Source organism: Halomonas colorata, assembly GCF_014897985.1.
Lineage (GTDB): Bacteria > Pseudomonadota > Gammaproteobacteria > Pseudomonadales > Halomonadaceae > Vreelandella > Vreelandella colorata.
This window is the reverse complement of the sequence record NZ_JABUZA010000015.1, coordinates 55,100-74,085: the sequence shown is the minus strand read 5'-3', so window position 1 is coordinate 74,085 and position 18,986 is coordinate 55,100. Positions and strand designations below refer to the sequence as shown.

Sequence of the window (18,986 nt, the reverse complement as noted above, 5' to 3'; positions counted from 1 at the left end):
GTAGCCTGGCTTGTTGAGATACGCCACACCTTCAGCGCGACAAAAAAATCAGACCATTAAGGTCGCTGAATATTAGGAATTGCCCATGCTCCCTTTTCTACGCTCTGCTCTATGTACGCCTTTACTGGTTGTCACCACACTTTCACTAAGTTTCACGGCCCAGGCGGATACACGGGTTACTTATAAATCTGCTACGGCGGGGACCGCCTATTATCAAATGGGCGTGGAGTTATCTGAAGCCATCCGCCAGGGTACGAATGATGACATCGTTCTTACGCTGGAAGAGAGCCAGGGTTCGGTTCAAAACGTAATGGAAGTGATGGCGCGTCAGGGTAACTACGTTTTTACCACGCCTCCGGCTTTAGTTGAGCAAGCAATGGCCGGTGAAGGGCCGTTTGCCGAACGCCAGAACCCGCGTTTTCAGGAGATTCGTGGCCTGTTTCCCATCCCCGCAATTACCATGCACTTCATCTTGGCGGAAGATACAGGCGCTGTAGGTATTGAGGCGCTTGAAGGCAAGCACCTTCTAATCGGCCGCGGCACCTTCGGCGCTCGAGAAGCCGAACGCTACCTAAGGCTGTTCGGGTTGGAGGAGAATGTGCAGATAGCGGATGCTGCGCTAGGCAGTGGCCCCGATGCGCTGAAAAACGGTCAGATTGATGGGTTTGTAACGGCCAGCTCCTATCCAACGCCCAATATCATTGAAGTGGCCGCCAGTATGCCGATTGCGATGGTGAGCCTCACCGATGAGCAAATCGAGATGACCGGTGCAGCGCGCCAGACCATCCCTGGTGGCACTTATCCCGGTATTGATGAGGATGTACAGACCACCTCGTTGCCGGTCATGGCGTATACCACATCACAAATGGATGACGATACTGCCTACATGCTGACGAAAACCTTTTGGGAGCGCCGTGATGCCATGGCTGAAGAAGCTGCATGGTGGAATGGCATATCCCCTGAGCAGCTCGCCAATATGACAGGGACGCTGCATCCTGGTGCTTTGCGTTATTACGACGAAGTCGGTGTCGAGGTTCCTGAGTCGCTACGTTAATTCTCTTCTAAGCAGTGCCGACGCCACGAAGCGCTCTTCGTGGCGTCGCTATTTATTGATGGTTAGTTTTCAACAGGCATAAGGCATGACTCTTTTTTCAACGGCAACATCAAGCGATAAGGCTCCTGCCGCTCGTGGCTGGGTAGCGCTGGGCAGCTTAAGCGTGGCCTTTCATCTGGGACTTATCTTTTACGGTTTGACCCCGGCGCTGATTAGCCGGCCGCTGCATATGGCGCTACTGCTGCCGTGGGTGTTGATATTTATGGCGAAAACGCCTTGGCAGCGGGCAAGTGGTTGGATACTAACAGCGCTAGGTGTCGCGGCGTGTGGCTATATCGCGCTTAACGAAGCGGTGCTTGCCAATCAGTACGGGTTTATCGACAGCCATCTGCAAATGGCTATTGGCGTTTTTCTGATCGCGTTGGCACTTGAGGCGGCTCGGCGAGCCATTGGTTGGCCGCTGCCGTTGGTGGCATTACTTGCCTTGCTGTATGGCGCTTTGGGGCAGTATGTCCCAGGTACATTTGGTCATCCGGGTATTCCCCTACAGAGCATGGTGGGTACGCTTACCATTGCCGAAGGTGGGCTCTGGGGGTCGCTGACCGGTGTCAGTGTAGGCGTTGTCGCAATCTTCGTTATTTTTGGCGCGGTGCTCAACGCGGGTGAAGCGGGCCAGGGGTTTATGAACTTAGCGAGCGCTATGGCGGGCCGCTTGACCGGCGGCGCCGCTAAAGTCGCGGTCATTTCTTCGGCACTCATGGGGTCAATTTCAGGTTCCGCTTCGGCCAATGTGGCGTCTACCGGGGCGATTACTATTCCCTCAATGGTGCGCCTGCGCTACCCAAAATCCTTGGCGGGTGCGGTAGAAGCGGTGGCTTCTTCCGGCGGGCAAATTATGCCGCCACTGATGGGGGCGGGGGCGTTTGTCATGGTCGAACTGACCGGAACGCCTTATACACAGATTATGGCAGCCGCTGTGTTGCCCGCTTTTCTTTACTTTCTGACCGTTTGGGTAGGTATTAATGCTTATGCCACGCGTCACGATCTCCAACCTGTCGCCGAAAACGAGCGGCCCAAGCGAAAAGAAGTGCTGATTACTTCGCTGTTTTTTGCAGTGCCTTTTGTACTGCTTCTGGTATGTATTTTCGTAGGTGGATATACGCCTCAGTACGCAGCGAGCATTGCGATTTTTGCCGGGCTGGCACTTCTGTTTTTTAACGTTACGCTACGCTTCTCTCTACCCGGTTTTGCAGCCCGTTTCATGCTCGCTATGGTGACTGCCGGGCGACAGATTGCCATGATTGGTGCCATCATTATTTGCGCCTCTCTGGTGATAGGCGTGCTCTCGCTGACCGGGCTTGGGGTGAAAATCACGTCGGGTATCCTGTCGCTTTCCAACGATATGCTGTGGCCTGCGCTTTTGTTGACGGCGCTTGCGTGTTTGATTTTGGGTATGGAAGTACCCACCACCGCGGCCTATGTTATTTGTGTCTCGGTAGCGGGACCTGCGCTAACGTCGCTAGGCCTTGAGCCTTTGCTCGCTCACCTGTTTGTGTTCTGGTATGCGCTGCTGTCGACGATTACACCGCCGGTATGCGGTGGGGTCTTTATCGCGGCGGGCATGGTAGGGGAGAACTGGCTCAAAGTAGCGCTTAAGGCCATGGCACTGGGCATCGGGCTTTATATCATTCCGTTAGCGATGGTCGCTAACCCTGACATGATTCGGCTTGCCTTTGACCCTGCTGGGGCGCTGTTTGATACTGCTAAGGTGGCCGTAGGCCTGGGCGCGATCTCCTTTGGCGTCATTGCGAATAAAGCGCTATGGCTACGCCTGGTGCTTGTGGTGGTGGGCGCGCTGCTTATCTTCGCGATCTAACTTGCCGGGTTCGTCGCTGCCAATGTGCGCTAATGTAAAACACACTATTAAAAGCAAAAGCACTATATGCGCAGCGGCGAGTCTTCATTTAAGGCTTCGGTGGCATAGATAACCCAGGTATCAATAGCGGGTCCAAGCGAGCGTACCAAGGTCAGCGTATCAGGCGCCTGGGCCAGTGCTTCTTCTGCACAAATACCGGCCTGATAATGACCCTCAATCAATCCATTGGCGACGGCCACCGTTGTTGGTGCCTCAATGATCGTCTTGAACGCGCTTAAATCAGTGTAGTAACGCGTGGCAGGCTGAAGCGCGATGTGCTCTGGTTCGGGAGCATCACGACGGGCGAGCAGCGCCAGCGGCTTACTGCCCGCAATAAACGTATCTACTGGAAAGGCACGATGCATATAGCGACCTACGCAGTCGGCATGGCTGAAATGTGCCGTACATTGCAGTACATGGGTTAGTTCACTGGCCAGCAGTGCCTCGAAAGCTGCCTCAAACGTATCGAAGAAAATGTATTGGCTGCCTTGCGCCGCCCGACGTTTGAGGTAGCGTCCAGCAATTAACGCATGATTGCTGCCTTCAGGCCCAAGAGTACCAAGAATCACTGTGCTTCCTTATGCTGTTAACGTCGTATGGTCGAGCGCAAGCCGTTGTCGTACAAAACTTAACTAATCACCGTAAAGCTGGCCGTCAAATACGCTATGTATCCCACTAAGAGTAATAGTCCCTCGCCGCGCGATAAGCGCAGACCGGTATAGAGGAATGCAATAAGCAGCGCGGAGGCACCCAGCATTACCCACTGATCAAATGATGCCATGCGTTCCACTAGCGCTAGCGGCTGCAAGAAGGCGGACACGCCCAGTATGCCAAGGATGTTAAAGATATTGCTGCCCAGGATATTACCCACTGCCACATCGGCATGCCGCCGTAGAGCCGCAATGACAGAGACAGCAAGCTCAGGTAGTGATGTACCAATGGCTACAATGGTAAGCCCAATAACCGCTTCTGAAATGCCCATTGCCTGGGCAATACCGATGGCGCCATATAGCAACAGCTGAGACCCGCCGATCAGCAGGGCCAGTCCACCAATTAAGGCCATCATGATAAACAGCGTACTGCTGGGCAGCTTGGTAACTTCGTCTGCCACCGCGGCATGCAGCTCGGCGGAAGGGGTATGCTGGCCACTTTCGCTGCGGTAGGCCCATATTAGATAGGCCGTCAGGCTAACGAGGAGTACGGCCGCATCAAAACGCCCTAGACTGCCGTTGAAAGCTAACGCAATGAATAGTACTGCCGCCAGCATCATCACCAGTCCATCGCGCTTAAGTGCCTGTGGCTGGGTGGTCATTGGACAGATAAGGGCGCAAACGCCAAGAATCAATAAGATATTGCCAATATTGCTGCCGATCACGTTACCAATTGCGATGTCGGGCTGCTGGTTCATGGCGGCGTGAATCGAGACCACCAGCTCGGGCGATGAGGTACCAAACCCTACAATAACGAGCCCGGTAAAAAGCGGTGAAACGCCCAGCCGTTTGGCTCCGGCGACGGCACCGCGAATCAACCCTTCACCGCCTAGCGTTAAAAGCGCAATACCCGCTAATAAACTCAGTCCATAAAGCAGCATAAATGATCTCCACCATGAAGCCTAAACGCCTAATATCAGCGACTATAAGCGTTAATTTAATACATAGCGAGACCGATTCTTTTAACGCTTAAGAAGATAAAATATTGGTCAGGAGTTCACTATTGAAGGGGCGTGTCGGATTTTACTTGTTTGAGCCAGCGCTGTTTAGCATGATTTCTAAGATTTTGAATTTTATCTGTTTCATCCACAATATCTTGACCCAGAATAGTTTCGATAACGTCTTCAAGGGTAATGATGCCAAGCCAGGTTCCATGCTCGTCATAAATCACCCGCATATGGTGACGGCTGGTGAGCATATCTGAAAATACCTGCTCAACGCTTGTGCTGTCGGCGATAGCTCCCATGGGATGCATCAATGCCTGCATGGTGCTATCCGGTTCGGCTTGATAAATCTCAAGCTTATGTATATAGCCTAAGGCCTGTTCGTTAGTGTCCATAACAGGGTAACGTGTAAAAGAGAGCTTGCCGAAGCGTTCATCGAAATCGGCCACGGTCATATCCGGTGCGACCGTTTCACTGACAGCGCGTGGCGTCATCGCCTCAGTTACCGGAATTTCATGCAGGTTAAGAATATTGGTAATGGTGCGTGTTTCATCGTTATCCATTACTTTTTCTTCCAGACCTGCACGCGCTAATACTTTTATTTCGCTACGCAAATCAATACCTCCATCTGCCTTACCCAGCCGCCGGGTAATGATTTTTGATAGCCAGATAAATGGTATTAACACCACCATCAAGATATTTAAAATAGACGGCAGAAAAGGCGCTAAACGACGCCAATAGTTGGCCCCTAACGTTTTAGGAATAATTTCTGAGAACACCAGGATTAAAATCGTCATGACTGCCGAGGCGACAGCGACATAAACATCCCCAAACACAGCGGCTACCTGGGCGCCTATTCCCGTAGCTCCCGCCGTATTGGCAATGGTATTAAGTGTTAAAATAGCCGCAAGTGGGCGGTCGATGTTGGCTTTAAGCGTATCAAGTGATTTATGTAATTTAGGGCGGTCATCTTTAAGTTGGGCAATATAGCTTGGTGTAATGGACAGTAATGAGGCTTCAAGTATCGAGCATAGAAAAGAGGCTGAAATAGTTAAAATAACAATTGTTATTAAAAGTATCATATCGGCTCACAGGATTAAGAGGTTTGATCTCTTTATAGTTAAGCTATTTAAGCTGTCAATGAGTGCTTTAAAGACCTAATTTATGTTGTTAAATATAGGTTCTCAGGATTTTTGTCTCCCTTCTTGGATAATTTCTACTACTCTTTTAATAGCGAAAGTTTGTCTGCTAATTATTAAGAGAATGTTAATGCTTCGTACTAGCCGATATGAAACAAATACGACTCCTAAGGTGTTGATTGAGATAATAAAAATGACGCAGGCACTAATTGATACTTGGCAGGGGACTGTATGAATAAGGAAGCAATAGGCGCCCACGACGCTCCGCATTTTTTACCCATCTCCCCTGAAGTCGAGGTTTCTCGTCGTCAGGTGCTGGTCGGTGGACTTGCGGTAACTGCAGTAAGTTATTTCTTATTGCATTGGCCTTTTAGCATTGCGCAGGAGATTCCAGCCAGCCGTGCGATCGAAAGCAATGTTACGCCTGAGCATGAAGCATTCATGCGTTTTTCCGTTGCCATTACCGGGCATGAAAATCTTCATCCCATTACCGCTCAGCGTATTCACCAAGCCATAAGCGACGCTAATGAAGTTAACGCTGCTCAATTAGAACGTCTTGCGGGACTCGTGCAAGAGAATAGCGACCCCGATACGCTATTGGCTAGCGCAACAAATGCAGGGCTTGAGGAAATGGCCCTGGCGGTGGTGGCCGCCTGGTATACAGGCACTGTCGATATGGGTGAAGACGCCATCGTAGTGGCTTACCCCGAAGCCTTGATGTACCGGACCGTTCAAGACGGCCAAACGGTGCGTACTTATTGTCGCAACGGTCCAGCCTGGTGGGTACAGGATCCACCACCGGCGGGCGTTTCACCTCCCGATATGGAAACCATGGAGGAGCCAGAGACAACCGGCCTGCCTGTAGATGAAGACGCCCCGGCGGTGCCAGAAACCGCACCCAACTAAAAAGCTTTGAATTAAAACCGGCAGGGAATTAATCGTGATGAGAACACCTGATTTCGACGCAAATGGCGATGCGTCGGCAGATGTAGTAATCGTTGGCTCGGGCGTGGTAGGTGCGATGATGGCCGACCAGCTTGTCGCCAAGGGACACTCGGTGCTTGTATTGGAGGCCGGCCCGCGCATTAACCGTGGGCAAATTGTCGAGAACTGGCGCAACATGCCTTTTCAAAACCGGGCAGGGTCTGATTATCAGGGGCTTTATCCTCAATCACCGCTTGCCCCTGCGCCTTTGTACTTCCCCGAAAATAACTATGTGCAGCAGTTTGGGCCCAGCGCGGGCAGTTTTAGCCAGGGCTATTTGCGGGTGGTCGGCGGCACTACCTGGCACTGGGCGGCTTCCTGCTGGCGCCACCTGCCAGTAGATATGCAGATGCAAAGTGCCTATGGGGTAGGGCGGGACTGGCCTATTTCGTATGAAGAACTCGAACCTTACTACTGTTTGGCAGAAGAAGAAATGGGGGTGGCCGGGCCCCACGACCCAGCGCTTCAATCACCCTCCGAGCGTAGCCGACCCTATCCCATGGACATGATTCCCTGGAACTATGGTGATATACGCTTTGCCGAGGTGGTTAACCCGCACGGCTACCGCTTGGTGCCGATTCCCCAGGGGCGTAACGTGCGCCCCTGGCAGGGCAGGCCTGCCTGCTGCGGTAATAATAACTGCATGCCCATTTGTCCCATCGGTGCCATGTATAACGGCATCCATCATGTAGAGAGCGCCGAGGCTAAAGGCGCCAAAGTCCTCGCCGAAGCGGTGGTCTATAAAATCGATACGAATGAAGAAAACCGGATAACAGAGGTTCACTGGTTTGATGCGGATAAGGTGTCTCACAAGGCAAGCGGCAAAATGTTTGTACTGGCCTGTAATGCCTTGGAAACCCCACGCTTGCTGCTGATGGCCGCGAACGAACGCAACCCGCAGGGCATCGCCAATTCTACTGATCAAGTGGGACGCTATATGATGGACCACTCAGGCTTTCACTGTACGTTTATGGCCGATGAGCCGCTCTGGACAGGCCGCGGCCCGGCGCAAAGTAGCTGTATGGTTGGCCCGAGAGATGGCGACTTCCGCTCCGAATACTCATCCAACAAGGTAATTCTCAACAACCTTTCCCGCGTGGAAGCCGCCACTACTGAAGCGTTGAAGCAGGGGCTAGTAGGCCGGGCGCTTGATGATGAGATTCGCCGACGGACTATTTATGGCGTGGACCTTTCGATCAGTCTGGAGCCGCTACCTAATCCCAATAACCGCGTGACGCTAAGCGAGACCCGGCGTGATGAGCTAGGGCTGCCATGCCCCGATATTCATTACGATGTGGGCGAGTATGTTCATAAAGGCGCTGAAGCATCGCATCGCCAGTTGGAGTTTATTGGCAAGCTATTTGGCGCGGCTGAGTTCCATATCACCGAAGATTTAAACGCCAATAACCACATCATGGGCGGCACGATCATGGGAGCGGATCCCCGTACCTCGGTGGTGGATGGTGATTGTCGAACCCACGACCACCCCAATCTATGGTTGCCAGGGGGTGGCGCGATGCCTTCGGCCAGTGTTGTGAACAGCACACTCACCATGGTAGCGCTGGGCCTGAAAGCCGCCGACTCGGTCGCCAAAGAGCTCGGGCGGGGGAACGCATGATTGCCTTACAACAAAGCTCAGCGTTTGGCGCTTTCAAACAAGCAGCCATCATTTCGTCCGTTGTGCTCGGGATTTTCAGCACCTCTTACTCGTTTGCACAGACCGAGCCAACGCAGAGTGAGCCTGCTTCTGAACAGGAGGCATTGATAGAAGAAGGCCGTTATTTGGCAATCGCCTCAGACTGTACGGCCTGTCATACGATGCCTGAGGGAGGCGAGCCGTTTGCCGGTGGCTACAACATCGTTTCGCCGCTTGGCGATATTCGGGCAACTAACATTACCCCCTCTACCTCCGCAGGAATTGGAAACTACACGCAAGAAGAGTTTGCCCGGGCACTACGTGAAGGTGTGCGTGCCGATGGCGCCTATCTTTATCCGGCTATGCCTTATACGGCTTATACGCAGCTCACTGACGAAGACGTAGCAGCGCTTTATGCCTATTTTATGCACGACGTTGCGCCGGTAGATGAACAGGTTACTGACACTGAGCTGCCATTCCCCTTTAATATTCGTATGAGCATGGCGGTATGGAACGCACTCTTTTTGGAAGAAGGCCCTTTTGAAGCAGATCCCGCGCAAAGCGATCAGGTTAATCGCGGGGCTTATTTAGTCAATGGCCCCGCCCACTGCAGTACCTGCCATACCCCACGTAATATGCTAATGGCCGAGCGTGAAAGCCAGTTTCTTGGTGGGGCGTACTTGGAAGCGTGGTACGCGCCCAATATTACCTCCGATGACATTAGCGGAGTTGGCGGTTGGCGTGATGAAGAACTCATCCAGTTTTTACGTACGGGGCACGTTGAAGGCAAAGGCCAGGCGGGTGGGCAAATGGCCGAGGCGATTGAAAATAGCTTTCAATACCTCACCGATGACGACATTTCCGCCATTGTGGCTTATTTAAGAGAAGTGCCCGCTATTCGAGATGAGCAGCAGGATCAACCGGCCTACGCATTTGGTGAAGCGCAAAACCTTGAGCCAACGCTGCGCGGTACCGCTGAACACGATAAGATCGATAGTTTGGATACAGGTGAAAAACTTTTTAGCGGTAGCTGTGCAAGCTGCCACCAGCCAAGTGGCGGCGGTAGCGGGCAGCAATATTATCCACAGCTGTTTAATAACACAGCAACCGGCGGTAAAAATGCCGCCAACTTAATCGCCGCTATCGTCTATGGCATCGATCGTGAAGTTGGTGATGAAGCATTCTTTATGCCGCATTTTTCCAAAGGCTCAATGATTAACGAACTGTCTAACGACGACGTTGCGGCCATTTCAAACTACGTGCTGCAGCAGTATGGTAATCCAGCGCTGGAGGTGACCAGTGCGGATGTTGCTAAAGCGCGTGAAGGCGGAGAAAAGCCACTGCTCGCCAGGATCCAGCCGTTTATTATATGGATAATGCTAGCGATAGCCGTATTGCTCGCTGCACTCGTCATATGGCTGATAGTGCGTCATTGTAGTAAACGCCGGAAACGTACCGTTAGAGCCTAGTGGCTTTTCGGCCTGCTGAAGTGTTGTAACTTTCAGTACCAGAAGCACCGATGAGTCTCGCCGGTGCTTTTTTAGCACCTAAGTTTCGACTTGGTGGATTTTATGAGTGTAATGTTATATTGTATCTTTATGTCTCGTTAAAAATAATCTATTCACTGGAAAAGGAAGTCTGAAAGATGCCGTTACTCTCATCCAAAGCACTCAGCGCATTAGCCATCAGCTCGCTGGTACTGGCAGGTATTCAGTCGGTGGTTGCAGATGACAAGCATGAACACCACGACCATGATCATAGCCACTCACATGATCATTCACACGACCACTCTCATGGCCATGACCATTCGCACGACCACGGACATGATCACAACAGCGATATCAATTCGGGGCATTTTAGTGATGACCAGGTGGCGGACCGCCCGCTTTCTGATTGGGAAGGTGATTGGCAGTCCGTTTATCCCTATCTAGAAGATGGCACGCTGGATGAAGTGTTTGCCCACAAAGCCGAGCATGGCGATAAAACGGCGGAAGAGTACAAGGAGTACTACGATACCGGTTACCAAACAGCGGTTGACCGTATCGTTATCGAAGACAATAACGTCACGTTCTACGAAAATGGTGAAGAGAACACGGGCGAGTATCAATATGATGGCTACGAGATTTTAACCTACAAAGCAGGCAACCGCGGCGTACGGTTTATTTTCGAACTAGAGGGCGAGGACGCCGCTGACAATCTTCCTCAGTACATTCAATTTAGCGACCACGATATCTACCCAACCGATGCGCACCACTTCCATCTTTACTGGGGTGATGACCGCGAAGCGCTGCTGGAAGAGGTCACTCACTGGCCGACGTACTACCCGTCTGAGTTAAACGGTGATGAAATCGTCGAAGAAATGATCGCGCACTAAGATCGAGCCACCTTTTTAATAGTTCGTTATAGACGCCAGCAGAAATGCTGGCGTCTTGCTGTTATGAGAGCATGAAAAAAAGCTAATCTGTAATACAGACAAAACGAATGTTGCCGCTTTGGCTTTATTAACCAGCGATAGGTATCACGATGCGATTATGGTCACTATGGACAGGCGTGGGGCTTTTGATTTTCAGCGGCTGGGTAAGCGCCAATGAAGAGTGTGATAGCCCTGAAACACAGATGGAAATGACCCAGTGCTCGGCGCAAACATACCAAATGGCTGATGATGAGCTTAACGAGGCTTATCAGGCATTGATCGGAAGGCTTGAGAATAATGGGGCGTCACTTGAAAAGCTCAGAGCGGCCCAGCGCAAGTGGATTGGTTTTCGTGACGTCGAATGTGCGTTCGAGAGTAGCGCGGTAGAAGGCGGTAGCGCCCAGCCTATGGTACGCAATGGTTGTCTTGAAGCACTCACTAAAGCGCGCACGCAAAGACTGCAAGAGCATGCCAACTGCGAAGAGGGCGACCTAAGCTGCGTCAGGTAGCTAATACAAACACTGACTATAGATACAAAAAAAGCACCGTTAGGTGCTTGATTTGTAGGGGTGTCTGGTGGAGGCGGCGGGAATTGAACCCGCGTCCGCCAGCACGCGCCTATTGGCTCTACATGCTTAGATTTCGTCATTTGTTTTAACGCCACTGACTCCGACGATCAGGATTCAGCAACGCGAGCCTTCTAAAGTTTAACGCTTGGCGAGAAGACACCACCAAACGCGGTCCTATCAGCTTTAGCTCGTATCCCCTCAATGATGAATAGGCACATCACCTTGGGGCCAGACAAGAAGCTAACAGTTTAAGCTGCTAGCGCGCCTTGAGCGTAGTTTTCGTCATTTGCGACTATTTTTCGTGATGTGGGATTTACGAGATACATCACGCTCTCGGCATGCACCGCAAGGGTTGTCACCGGCGTCGAAACCATGTCGCCCCCTTATTACAGGTGAGCATTCTAACGTGCTCACACCTGATTGACCAGTTATGCCTTGTTATGTTCCCGCATAATTCGTCCTTTTTGACGGCTCCAGTCACGATCTTTTTCTGTTGCCCGCTTGTCATGCAACTGTTTGCCGGTCACCAGCGCCAATTCACACTTTACTTTATTGCGCTTCCAGTAGAGTTTGAGCGGCACGCAGGTGTGGCCCTTATCTTGGGTAATCGAAAAGATTTTGGCTATTTCTTTACGATGCAACAACAATTTACGGGTACGCGTGGGGTCGGCTATTTCATGGGTGCTTGCCGTGTTGAGCGGCATGATATGACTACCCAATAAAAACGCCTCGCCGTTGCGCACCAAAATATAGGTGTCGGTGAGCTGGGCTTTACCGGCGCGCAGGCTTTTGACTTCCCAACCCGCGAGCGCAAGACCTGCCTCGAAGGTTTCGTCAATATGGTACTCAAACCGTGCCTTCTTGTTCTGGGCAATAACGCTGCTGCCGGGGCCCTTACTGTTACCTTTCTTAGTGGCCATGAAACCTCATCTGTAATCTGTCAGTGGCACCCCCTTCGTTATATGGGGAGGCGTGATACCATTCAAGGTCTGAAAAAATGTTTCCCATGATACGCTTTGGGCACTGTGAAGTCAGCGGAGAGGTCAATGCCAACCGTCAATCGTTCCGCCTTGGTGCGGCACACCCCCCAGCAAATGTTCGATCTGGTCAACGATTTCGAACGCTACCCCGAGTTTTTGCCGGGCTGCAGTCGGGCACGCTTACTTGAGCGTGACGAAACCCATTTAATCGGGGAAATGACTCTGGGTCGCGCGGGGGTGGAGCAAACCATCACAACGCGTAATGACCTGTTTACACCAGAACAAATTGAAATGTCGCTGGTGAAAGGGCCGTTTAAACGCTTAAAAGGGCGCTGGCTGTTTACCCCGATGGGGGATAATGCCTGCAAAGTCAGCCTGGAAATGGAGTTTGAATTTGCCAGCCGTCTATTAAGCATGGCTTTTGGGCGTCTGTTCCAGCAAATTGCTGGCCAATTAGTAGATGCCTTCACCAAGCGCGCTGACGAGCTGTATGGGCGATAACAGCCTGCCGGTAGAGATAGCCTTTGCATTGCCCGCCAAACAGCGTCTGGTGGCCTTACAGGTGCCTCAGGGCACGACCGCGCGCCATGCCGTGGCGTTGGCCAATTTGCCACAGCTCTTTCCCGAGCTGCCTGAAGATACGTTCACTAAGGCGCCGCTGGGAATTTTTGGCAAGGCGCTGCGCAACCCCGATACGCAAACGCTGCGTGCCGGGGATCGCGTTGAAGTGTACCGCCCGCTGCAAATCGACCCAAAGGCCGCCCGTTTGGAGCGCGCAAAGCGTCAAGCGAGCGGCCAGTAATGTTTACTCGGAACGCAGGATGGGCTGAGGCGCAGGTGCCGTTTCAGGCGTTTGCGTCCGAATCCTCTCTTGGGGAAGCGCGTCTAGCGGGTCAGCGCCTTCTAGAGCAGGCCCAAGCCCCGTGTCTGTGCTGACCGGGATATCGCCCGAGAAATCGCCCTGCTGCTGTACATTGGATAAGCGGCCCGACGGGTCAAACGTCAGCGTAACGCGGCGTTGTTCAACACCACCGTACGCTTCGTCCAGGCGGTACACATAATCCCATTGGTTAGAATCAAACGGCGCCTCCAGCAGCGGGCGACCCATTACATAGGTAACCTGCTCCTGGGTCATGCCTGGCTGAAGCTGGTTGACCATTTCTTTAGTCACCAGGTTGCCTTGCGGAATGTCACGTTTGTAAACACCAACGTAACTACAGCCACTTACGACGGTAAGGGCAACGGAAAGTGTGATGATGCGAGTCAATTTTTGCATTTGAGCCTGTTCTTCACTATCGTGGTTTCGGTCGATCATACCCGACCTAACCTGTTACTGCGAAGAGCAACCATGGCCGATCAGAACCATGAACTGCGCAAAGCCGGGCTGAAAGTGACCCTGCCGCGCGTCAAGATCCTTCAGATTCTCGAAAATGCTTCGGGTCAACACCACCTTAGCGCAGAAGAAGTGTATAAAACACTGATTGATGCGGGCGAGGATGTTGGCTTGGCAACCGTTTACCGCGTGCTGACGCAATTTGAATCAGCAGGCTTAGTAATTCGTCATAATTTTGACGGCGGCCATGCAGTATTTGAGATGACGCAAGAAGACCATCACGACCATATGGTGTGTCTAGAAAGTGGTGAAATCATCGAGTTTCTCGATGACATCATCGAACGACGTCAGCAAGAGATCGCCGAAGAGCACGGCTATGAGCTGGTCGATCACGCCTTGGTACTTTATGTGCGCCCTCGTGGGTCGGACGTAACGCGCCAGGTCAACGTGTCGATCAACAAAAAATAGACGGCTAATCCCAGCCAGCTATTTTTTAGCCACAGCCTAAAACCCCCATGCTGCCCCTGTTTAGACAGGAAGCGGAATGGGGGTGTTTTGCGTGGCTAATAATTATCGATGAGGCAGGTGCGATTAATGCGGTGGGCGCTGGCTGGCATGCAGCATTTCGCGAGCGTGCGCCAGCGTTTGGTCGGAAAGCTTCACCCCGCCCAGCATACGGGCAAGCTCGCTGATGCGGCCACGCTCGTCGAGTAACGCCATGTGGGTAAGGGTGGTATCGCGTTTGGCATGCTTTTCTATATGCAAATGTTGATGCGCTTGGGCCGCCACTTGGGGTAAGTGTGTGACGGTCATTACCTGACCATTTTCGCCCAGCTTGCGCAGCAACTGACCGACGATTTCCGCCGTGGCACCTGAAATGCCCACATCCACTTCATCAAATACCAGGCTTGGAATGGTCGAGTGTGAGGCTGCTACCACTTGAATCGCCAAGCTAATGCGCGAAAGCTCACCCCCAGAGGCAACCTTGGCTAACGGGCGTGCAGGCTGGCCTGGGTTGGCGCTAATTAAAAACTGCACGCTATCCAGGCCTTCAGGTGTCGGCGTTTCACGAGCGGAAACCGCCACCTCAAAGCGTGCCTTACCCATCGCCAAGAAAGCCAACTGTTGCTGTACTTCCTTACCTAGGCGCAGGGCTGCCTTTTGGCGGGCCTCGCTGATCTTCTTCGCGTCGCTGCGGTAGCGTTCACGGCACTCGGCCACCTGGTTGCCCAGCGCCTCAAGGTCATCATCGCTGGCTTCTAGCTGAGCCACTTCCTGCTGAAGTTCTGTATGCAACGTGCAGACTTCTTCTGGCGCCACGTGATGCTTACGCGCTACGCGATGGATATCGGCCAGACGCTCGTCCACCCAGGCTAAACGCTCAGGGTCAAGCTCAGTGGTGCTGGCAAAGCGGTGCAGCTCGCTGGCGGCTTCTTCCACTTGAATACGCGCATCGCCCAGCATGGCAAGCGTATTGGCCAGCATGCCTTTATCGCTACCCGGTAGGGCGCTCAAGTGGGCATAGGCCTGATTGAGAAGTGACAGCGCGCCGCCGTCGTCGCTTGCGCAGCAGTCGGCAGCAAGCTGCGTTTCACGCAGGGTTTCTTCGGCGTGGGCAAGCGTTTGCTGCTCTTCTTCCAGCGTCTGCAGTTCGCTTTCGCCGAGGCTTAACTGGTCCAGCTCTTCTAACTGGTAGCGCAACAGTTGGCGCTTGGCCTCTACCTCGCTACCTTCTTCACTGAGTTTTTTAAGCCGCCGCCGGGCGGTGCGCCATTCGCGGTAGGTCTCTGATAGCTTGCTGCGCGCTTCATGCAAACCAGCGTAGTCGTCCAGCAGGGCCAGGTGCACTTCTTCGCGCATCAACGCCTGATGAGCGTGCTGACCATGTATCTGAATCAACTGCTCGCCGAGGGATTTTAGGTCGGTGATCGTTGCAGGCTGGCCGTTAATCCATGCTTTTGAGCGCCCGCTTGCCGTCACCACACGGCGCAGCAGACACTCGTCTGTGGGCAGTTCGCGAGCGGCCAGCCATTCGACAGCCGCGGGCAGGCGCTGAATATCAAAGCGCGCAGAAAGATCGGTGCGCTCACGCCCGTGGCGCACACTGCCCGCATCAGCGCGTTCGCCAAGGCACAGGCCAAGGGCCCCTAGCAGGATGGATTTGCCGGCACCTGTTTCCCCAGTGATGGCGGTCATGCCGTGGGTCAGGTCAAGCTCAAGGCGGTCGACAATGGCGTAATCTTGAATCGCTAGCTGAGTAAGCATGAGGCCCCCTGAGGCGGTGCGACGCAGAAGCTGGATACTTATCCAATGGTTGTTGTTTTATACAGTAGTCGATAACTCACTTCAATGCCCCCTCTTGAGATGGCTTTTATGGCCCCCATATAGCGTGCAGACGTATTTAAAACTTTTTATAAGCGCTTTAGTGAAAGCTTTTCTATCGGCATTGCAGGGCCCTGTAGTAAGGCCCCGCCGCATTTTTTAGGAGCATGGCATGGCAAAAGAACCGCAAACTCCGTTAGATGACGAGCTGGCCCGCCAAGAGCAAGAGGCCGAAATGACGGATCAAAACGTTGAAGAACGCCTGATCGACGGCGAACTTGAGGGGCTGATCAATGATGAAGCGCCGCTTGAAGGTAGCCTGAGCAACCCCGAAGCCGAAGTGCTGGCCGCTCAGGTGGAAGAGCTTGAACAGAGCCTTTCTGAAGCCAAGGATCAGGCGCTACGCGCGGCTGCCGAAGCGCAGAATGTTCGCCGTCGTGCCGAGCAGGAAGCGGATAAAGCGCGCAAATTCGCCCTGGAAAAGTTCGTCAAGGACCTGCTGCCCGTGGTGGATAGTCTGGAAAAGGCTCTTGAGTCCATGCAGGACGGCGCCTCTGATGTACACCGCGAAGGTGTTTCCATGACGCTGAAAATGCAGCTCGACGTGCTTAACCGCTTTGGCGTTGAAAGCATTGAGCCTCAGGGCGAGCCCTTCGACCCCCAGGTGCACGAGGCTATGGCCATGGTACCCAATCCCGAGCTTGAGCCGAACACCGTAATGGATGTGATGCAGAAAGGTTATCTGCTCAACGGCCGTTTGGTTCGCCCGGCGATGGTGGTGGTCAGCCAGAAGGCAAATTAAGCCTTGAGTGGCTAAAAGCGCAAAAAAAGCCCTTGAAAAGTTACTGGCGGCCCCCAGATAAAGGCCAACCCTGCGGGAATTCCCGCAAACGTTTTAAGTATTGAGACAACTGAATTCGAGGTTTTTGCTATGGGACGCATTATTGGTATTGACCTAGGTACTACCAACTCTTGTGTGGCAGTACTTGATGGTGACAGTGCTAAAGTTATCGAAAATGCTGAAGGCGGCCGCACCACGCCTTCCATTATCGCTTACACCGATGATGGCGAAACCCTGGTAGGCCAGGCCGCTAAGCGTCAGGCGGTTACCAACCCAGAGAATACGCTTTACGCCATCAAACGTCTGATCGGCCGTCGCTTCAAAGACGACGTCGTTCAAAAAGATATCAAGATGGTGCCTTACAAGATCGCTGAAGCCGACAACGGTGATGCGTGGGTAGAAGTCAAAGGCAAAAAAATGGCACCGCCGCAGGTAAGCGCGGAAGTGCTGAAGAAAATGAAGAAAACCGCCGAAGACTATCTCGGTGAAGCGGTAACGGAAGCGGTTATCACCGTACCGGCTTACTTCAATGACAGCCAGCGCCAGGCGACCAAAGATGCTGGTCGCATTGCGGGTCTGGACGTCAAGCGTATTATCAACGAGCCGACCGCAGCAGCGCTTGCCTACGGTATGGACAAGTCACGCGGCGACAAAACCATCGCGGTTTATGACCTAGGCGGCGGTACGTTCGATATCTCCATCATCGAAATCGCCGACGTTGAAGGCGAAACTCAGTTTGAAGTACTCGCCACCAACGGCGACACCTTCCTGGGCGGTGAAGATTTCGATTTGGCGCTGATCAACTACCTGGTTGACCAGTTCAAGTCTGACAGCGGTATCGACCTGTCTGGCGACAACCTGGCCATGCAGCGTCTGAAAGAAGCGGCCGAGAAAGCCAAGATCGAGCTTTCCAGCGCCCAGCAGACCGACGTTAACCTGCCCTACATTACTGCCGACAACACTGGCCCGAAACACCTTAACGTCAAGGTGACCCGTGCCAAGCTTGAGTCGCTGGTAGAAGAGCTGGTTCAGCGCTCGCTCGAGCCTTGCAAAATGGCTCTGAAAGATGCTGGCTTATCTGCCTCTGAAATCGACGAAGTGATTCTGGTCGGTGGCCAGACACGTATGCCGATGGTGCAGAAGAAAGCCGCTGACTTCTTCGGTAAAGAAGCGCGTAAAGACGTTAACCCTGACGAAGCGGTTGCCGTAGGCGCAGCGATTCAAGGTGGCGTACTGGGCGGCGACGTAAAAGACGTACTGCTGCTTGACGTTACCCCGCTGACTCTGGGTATCGAAACCCTGGGTGGCGTGATGACGCCGCTGATCGAGAAGAACACCACCATCCCGACGAAGAAGACCCAAACCTTCTCTACCGCGGATGACAACCAGACGGCCGTGACCATTCACGTCGCCCAGGGTGAGCGTAAGCAAGTGGCGCAGAACAAATCGCTGGGTCGTTTTGACCTGAGCGATCTGCCCCCGGCACCGCGCGGTGTTCCGCAGATCGAAGTGGCGTTTGACCTGGATGCCAACGGTATTCTGAACGTTTCAGCTAAAGACAAGGCGACCGGTAAAGAGCAGTCGATTGTCATTAAAGCGTCCAGCGGTCTGTCGGATGAAGAGATCGATCAAATGGTACGCGACGCTGAAGCCCACGCTGACGAAGATAAAAAATTCGAAGCGCTGGTACAGTTGCGTAACCAGGCTGACGGCATGATCCACGCGACGCGCAAAACCGTGCAGGAAGCGGGCGACAAAGCGACGGATGATGAGAAACAGGCCATTGAGACTGCGATCAGCGAGCTGGAAGAAGCCGTCAAAACTGATGACACGGACAACATTCAGCAGAAACTGGATGCACTGACCGAAGCGTCTGGTCAGCTGGCTCAGAAGATGTACGCAGAGCAGGCTGAAGCCGCTCAGCAGGAAGGCGGTGAAGGTGCTGATAACGCCAGCGCCAAGCCGGAAGACGACGTGGTTGACGCCGAGTACGAAGAAGTCAACGACGACAAAAAACAGTAAGATTCTCTTTCTGCCAAGGAAGAAGATAACGCGGGGGGATACCTCCCGCGTTGCTGTTTCCGCGGCTAAGACGCACATAGTTAGACGCGCACGTAGTCAATGTAAATGTGCCGTTAAGTGCATA

The 18,986-nt window shown here is 53.0% G+C and carries 18 protein-coding genes and 1 other RNA gene; 12 read left to right on the top strand and 7 right to left on the bottom strand.

Annotation, left to right across the window (positions count from 1 at the left end; all coding sequences use genetic code 11):
* The first annotated feature begins 85 nt into the window (after positions 1 to 85).
* Together INT33_RS09810 and INT33_RS09805 are read left to right on the top strand one after the other, a co-directional pair.
* Positions 86 to 1,054 carry a TAXI family TRAP transporter solute-binding subunit gene (locus tag INT33_RS09810; protein ID WP_193091767.1) on the top strand — a complete coding sequence of 323 codons (969 nt, stop codon included), beginning with the start codon at positions 86 to 88 and terminating at the stop codon, positions 1,052 to 1,054.
* A gap of 85 nt (positions 1,055 to 1,139) precedes the next feature.
* Positions 1,140 to 2,930: a TRAP transporter permease gene (locus INT33_RS09805; protein WP_193091766.1), complete on the top strand. Its 1,791-nt coding sequence runs from the start codon at positions 1,140 to 1,142 to the stop codon at positions 2,928 to 2,930.
* Between the two features lie 62 nt (positions 2,931 to 2,992).
* On the opposite strand, the gene INT33_RS09800 is transcribed toward INT33_RS09805, so the two are convergent.
* The 3 genes from INT33_RS09800 to INT33_RS09790 all read right to left on the bottom strand — a co-directional run bounded on the left by INT33_RS09800 (position 2,993) and on the right by INT33_RS09790 (position 5,705).
* Positions 2,993 to 3,538: a hypothetical protein gene (locus INT33_RS09800; protein ID WP_193091765.1), complete on the bottom strand. Its 546-nt coding sequence runs from the start codon at positions 3,536 to 3,538 to the stop codon at positions 2,993 to 2,995.
* 59 nt (positions 3,539 to 3,597) lie between these two features.
* Positions 3,598 to 4,557: a calcium/sodium antiporter gene (locus INT33_RS09795; RefSeq protein WP_193091775.1), complete on the bottom strand. Its 960-nt coding sequence runs from the start codon at positions 4,555 to 4,557 to the stop codon at positions 3,598 to 3,600.
* A gap of 122 nt (positions 4,558 to 4,679) precedes the next feature.
* On the bottom strand, positions 4,680 to 5,705 hold the full coding sequence (locus tag INT33_RS09790) for a CNNM domain-containing protein (RefSeq protein WP_193091764.1): 1,026 nt from the start codon (positions 5,703 to 5,705) through the stop codon (positions 4,680 to 4,682).
* Positions 5,706 to 5,993: 288 nt separating this feature from the next.
* Here INT33_RS09790 and INT33_RS09785 point away from each other — a divergent pair, with 288 nt between their 5' ends.
* The 5 genes from INT33_RS09785 (at position 5,994) to INT33_RS09765 (ending at position 11,304) form a co-directional block, all read left to right on the top strand.
* Positions 5,994 to 6,668 (top strand): sugar dehydrogenase complex small subunit, encoded by a 675-nt coding sequence (locus INT33_RS09785; protein WP_193091763.1) that lies wholly within the window; start codon positions 5,994 to 5,996, stop codon positions 6,666 to 6,668.
* Between the two features lie 37 nt (positions 6,669 to 6,705).
* The gene (locus INT33_RS09780; protein WP_193091774.1) at positions 6,706 to 8,364 is read left to right on the top strand and encodes a GMC family oxidoreductase; all 1,659 of its coding nucleotides are present in this window, start codon (positions 6,706 to 6,708) and stop codon (positions 8,362 to 8,364) included.
* Entirely contained in the window at positions 8,361 to 9,851 is a 1,491-nt protein-coding gene (locus INT33_RS09775; protein WP_193091762.1) for a cytochrome c, read from the top strand. Before INT33_RS09780 ends, INT33_RS09775 begins: the two co-directional genes overlap by 4 nt.
* A gap of 176 nt (positions 9,852 to 10,027) precedes the next feature.
* Positions 10,028 to 10,756 carry a metal-binding protein ZinT gene (locus tag INT33_RS09770; protein WP_193091761.1) on the top strand — a complete coding sequence of 243 codons (729 nt, stop codon included), beginning with the start codon at positions 10,028 to 10,030 and terminating at the stop codon, positions 10,754 to 10,756.
* A 149-nt stretch (positions 10,757 to 10,905) separates the two neighbouring features.
* Positions 10,906 to 11,304, top strand: a complete 399-nt coding sequence (locus INT33_RS09765) for a lysozyme inhibitor LprI family protein (protein WP_193091760.1) — start codon at positions 10,906 to 10,908, stop codon at positions 11,302 to 11,304.
* A 65-nt stretch (positions 11,305 to 11,369) separates the two neighbouring features.
* Here the strand turns inward: INT33_RS09765 and ssrA are convergent.
* Together ssrA and smpB are read right to left on the bottom strand one after the other, a co-directional pair.
* Positions 11,370 to 11,747, bottom strand: a transfer-messenger RNA (tmRNA) gene (gene ssrA / locus INT33_RS09760).
* A gap of 45 nt (positions 11,748 to 11,792) precedes the next feature.
* Positions 11,793 to 12,284, bottom strand: coding sequence for an SsrA-binding protein SmpB (gene smpB, locus INT33_RS09755; RefSeq protein WP_087108742.1), 492 nt, complete (start codon positions 12,282 to 12,284; stop codon positions 11,793 to 11,795).
* Positions 12,285 to 12,410: 126 nt separating this feature from the next.
* Here smpB and INT33_RS09750 point away from each other — a divergent pair, with 126 nt between their 5' ends.
* Entirely contained in the window at positions 12,411 to 12,845 is a 435-nt protein-coding gene (locus INT33_RS09750) for a type II toxin-antitoxin system RatA family toxin (RefSeq protein WP_193091759.1), read from the top strand.
* Positions 12,835 to 13,146, top strand: coding sequence for an RnfH family protein (locus tag INT33_RS09745; protein WP_193091758.1), 312 nt, complete (start codon positions 12,835 to 12,837; stop codon positions 13,144 to 13,146). The genes INT33_RS09750 and INT33_RS09745 overlap by 11 nt, the downstream gene beginning before the upstream one ends.
* A 3-nt stretch (positions 13,147 to 13,149) precedes the next feature.
* Here INT33_RS09745 and INT33_RS09740 read toward each other — a convergent pair whose 3' ends face one another.
* Positions 13,150 to 13,620, bottom strand: coding sequence for an outer membrane protein assembly factor BamE (locus tag INT33_RS09740; protein ID WP_193091773.1), 471 nt, complete (start codon positions 13,618 to 13,620; stop codon positions 13,150 to 13,152).
* 72 nt (positions 13,621 to 13,692) lie between these two features.
* Between INT33_RS09740 and fur the strand changes: the two genes are divergently transcribed.
* Positions 13,693 to 14,145, top strand: coding sequence for a ferric iron uptake transcriptional regulator (fur, locus tag INT33_RS09735; RefSeq protein ID WP_018917582.1), 453 nt, complete (start codon positions 13,693 to 13,695; stop codon positions 14,143 to 14,145).
* Positions 14,146 to 14,268: 123 nt separating this feature from the next.
* On the opposite strand, the gene recN is transcribed toward fur, so the two are convergent.
* Positions 14,269 to 15,942 carry a DNA repair protein RecN gene (gene recN / locus INT33_RS09730; protein WP_192537980.1) on the bottom strand — a complete coding sequence of 558 codons (1,674 nt, stop codon included), beginning with the start codon at positions 15,940 to 15,942 and terminating at the stop codon, positions 14,269 to 14,271.
* Positions 15,943 to 16,171: 229 nt separating this feature from the next.
* On the opposite strand from recN, the gene grpE reads away from it, so the two are divergent.
* Positions 16,172 to 16,801, top strand: coding sequence for a nucleotide exchange factor GrpE (gene grpE / locus INT33_RS09725; RefSeq protein ID WP_192537979.1), 630 nt, complete (start codon positions 16,172 to 16,174; stop codon positions 16,799 to 16,801).
* Positions 16,802 to 16,930: 129 nt separating this feature from the next.
* Positions 16,931 to 18,862 carry a molecular chaperone DnaK gene (gene dnaK, locus INT33_RS09720; protein WP_193091757.1) on the top strand — a complete coding sequence of 644 codons (1,932 nt, stop codon included), beginning with the start codon at positions 16,931 to 16,933 and terminating at the stop codon, positions 18,860 to 18,862.
* Positions 18,863 to 18,986 lie beyond the last annotated feature (124 nt).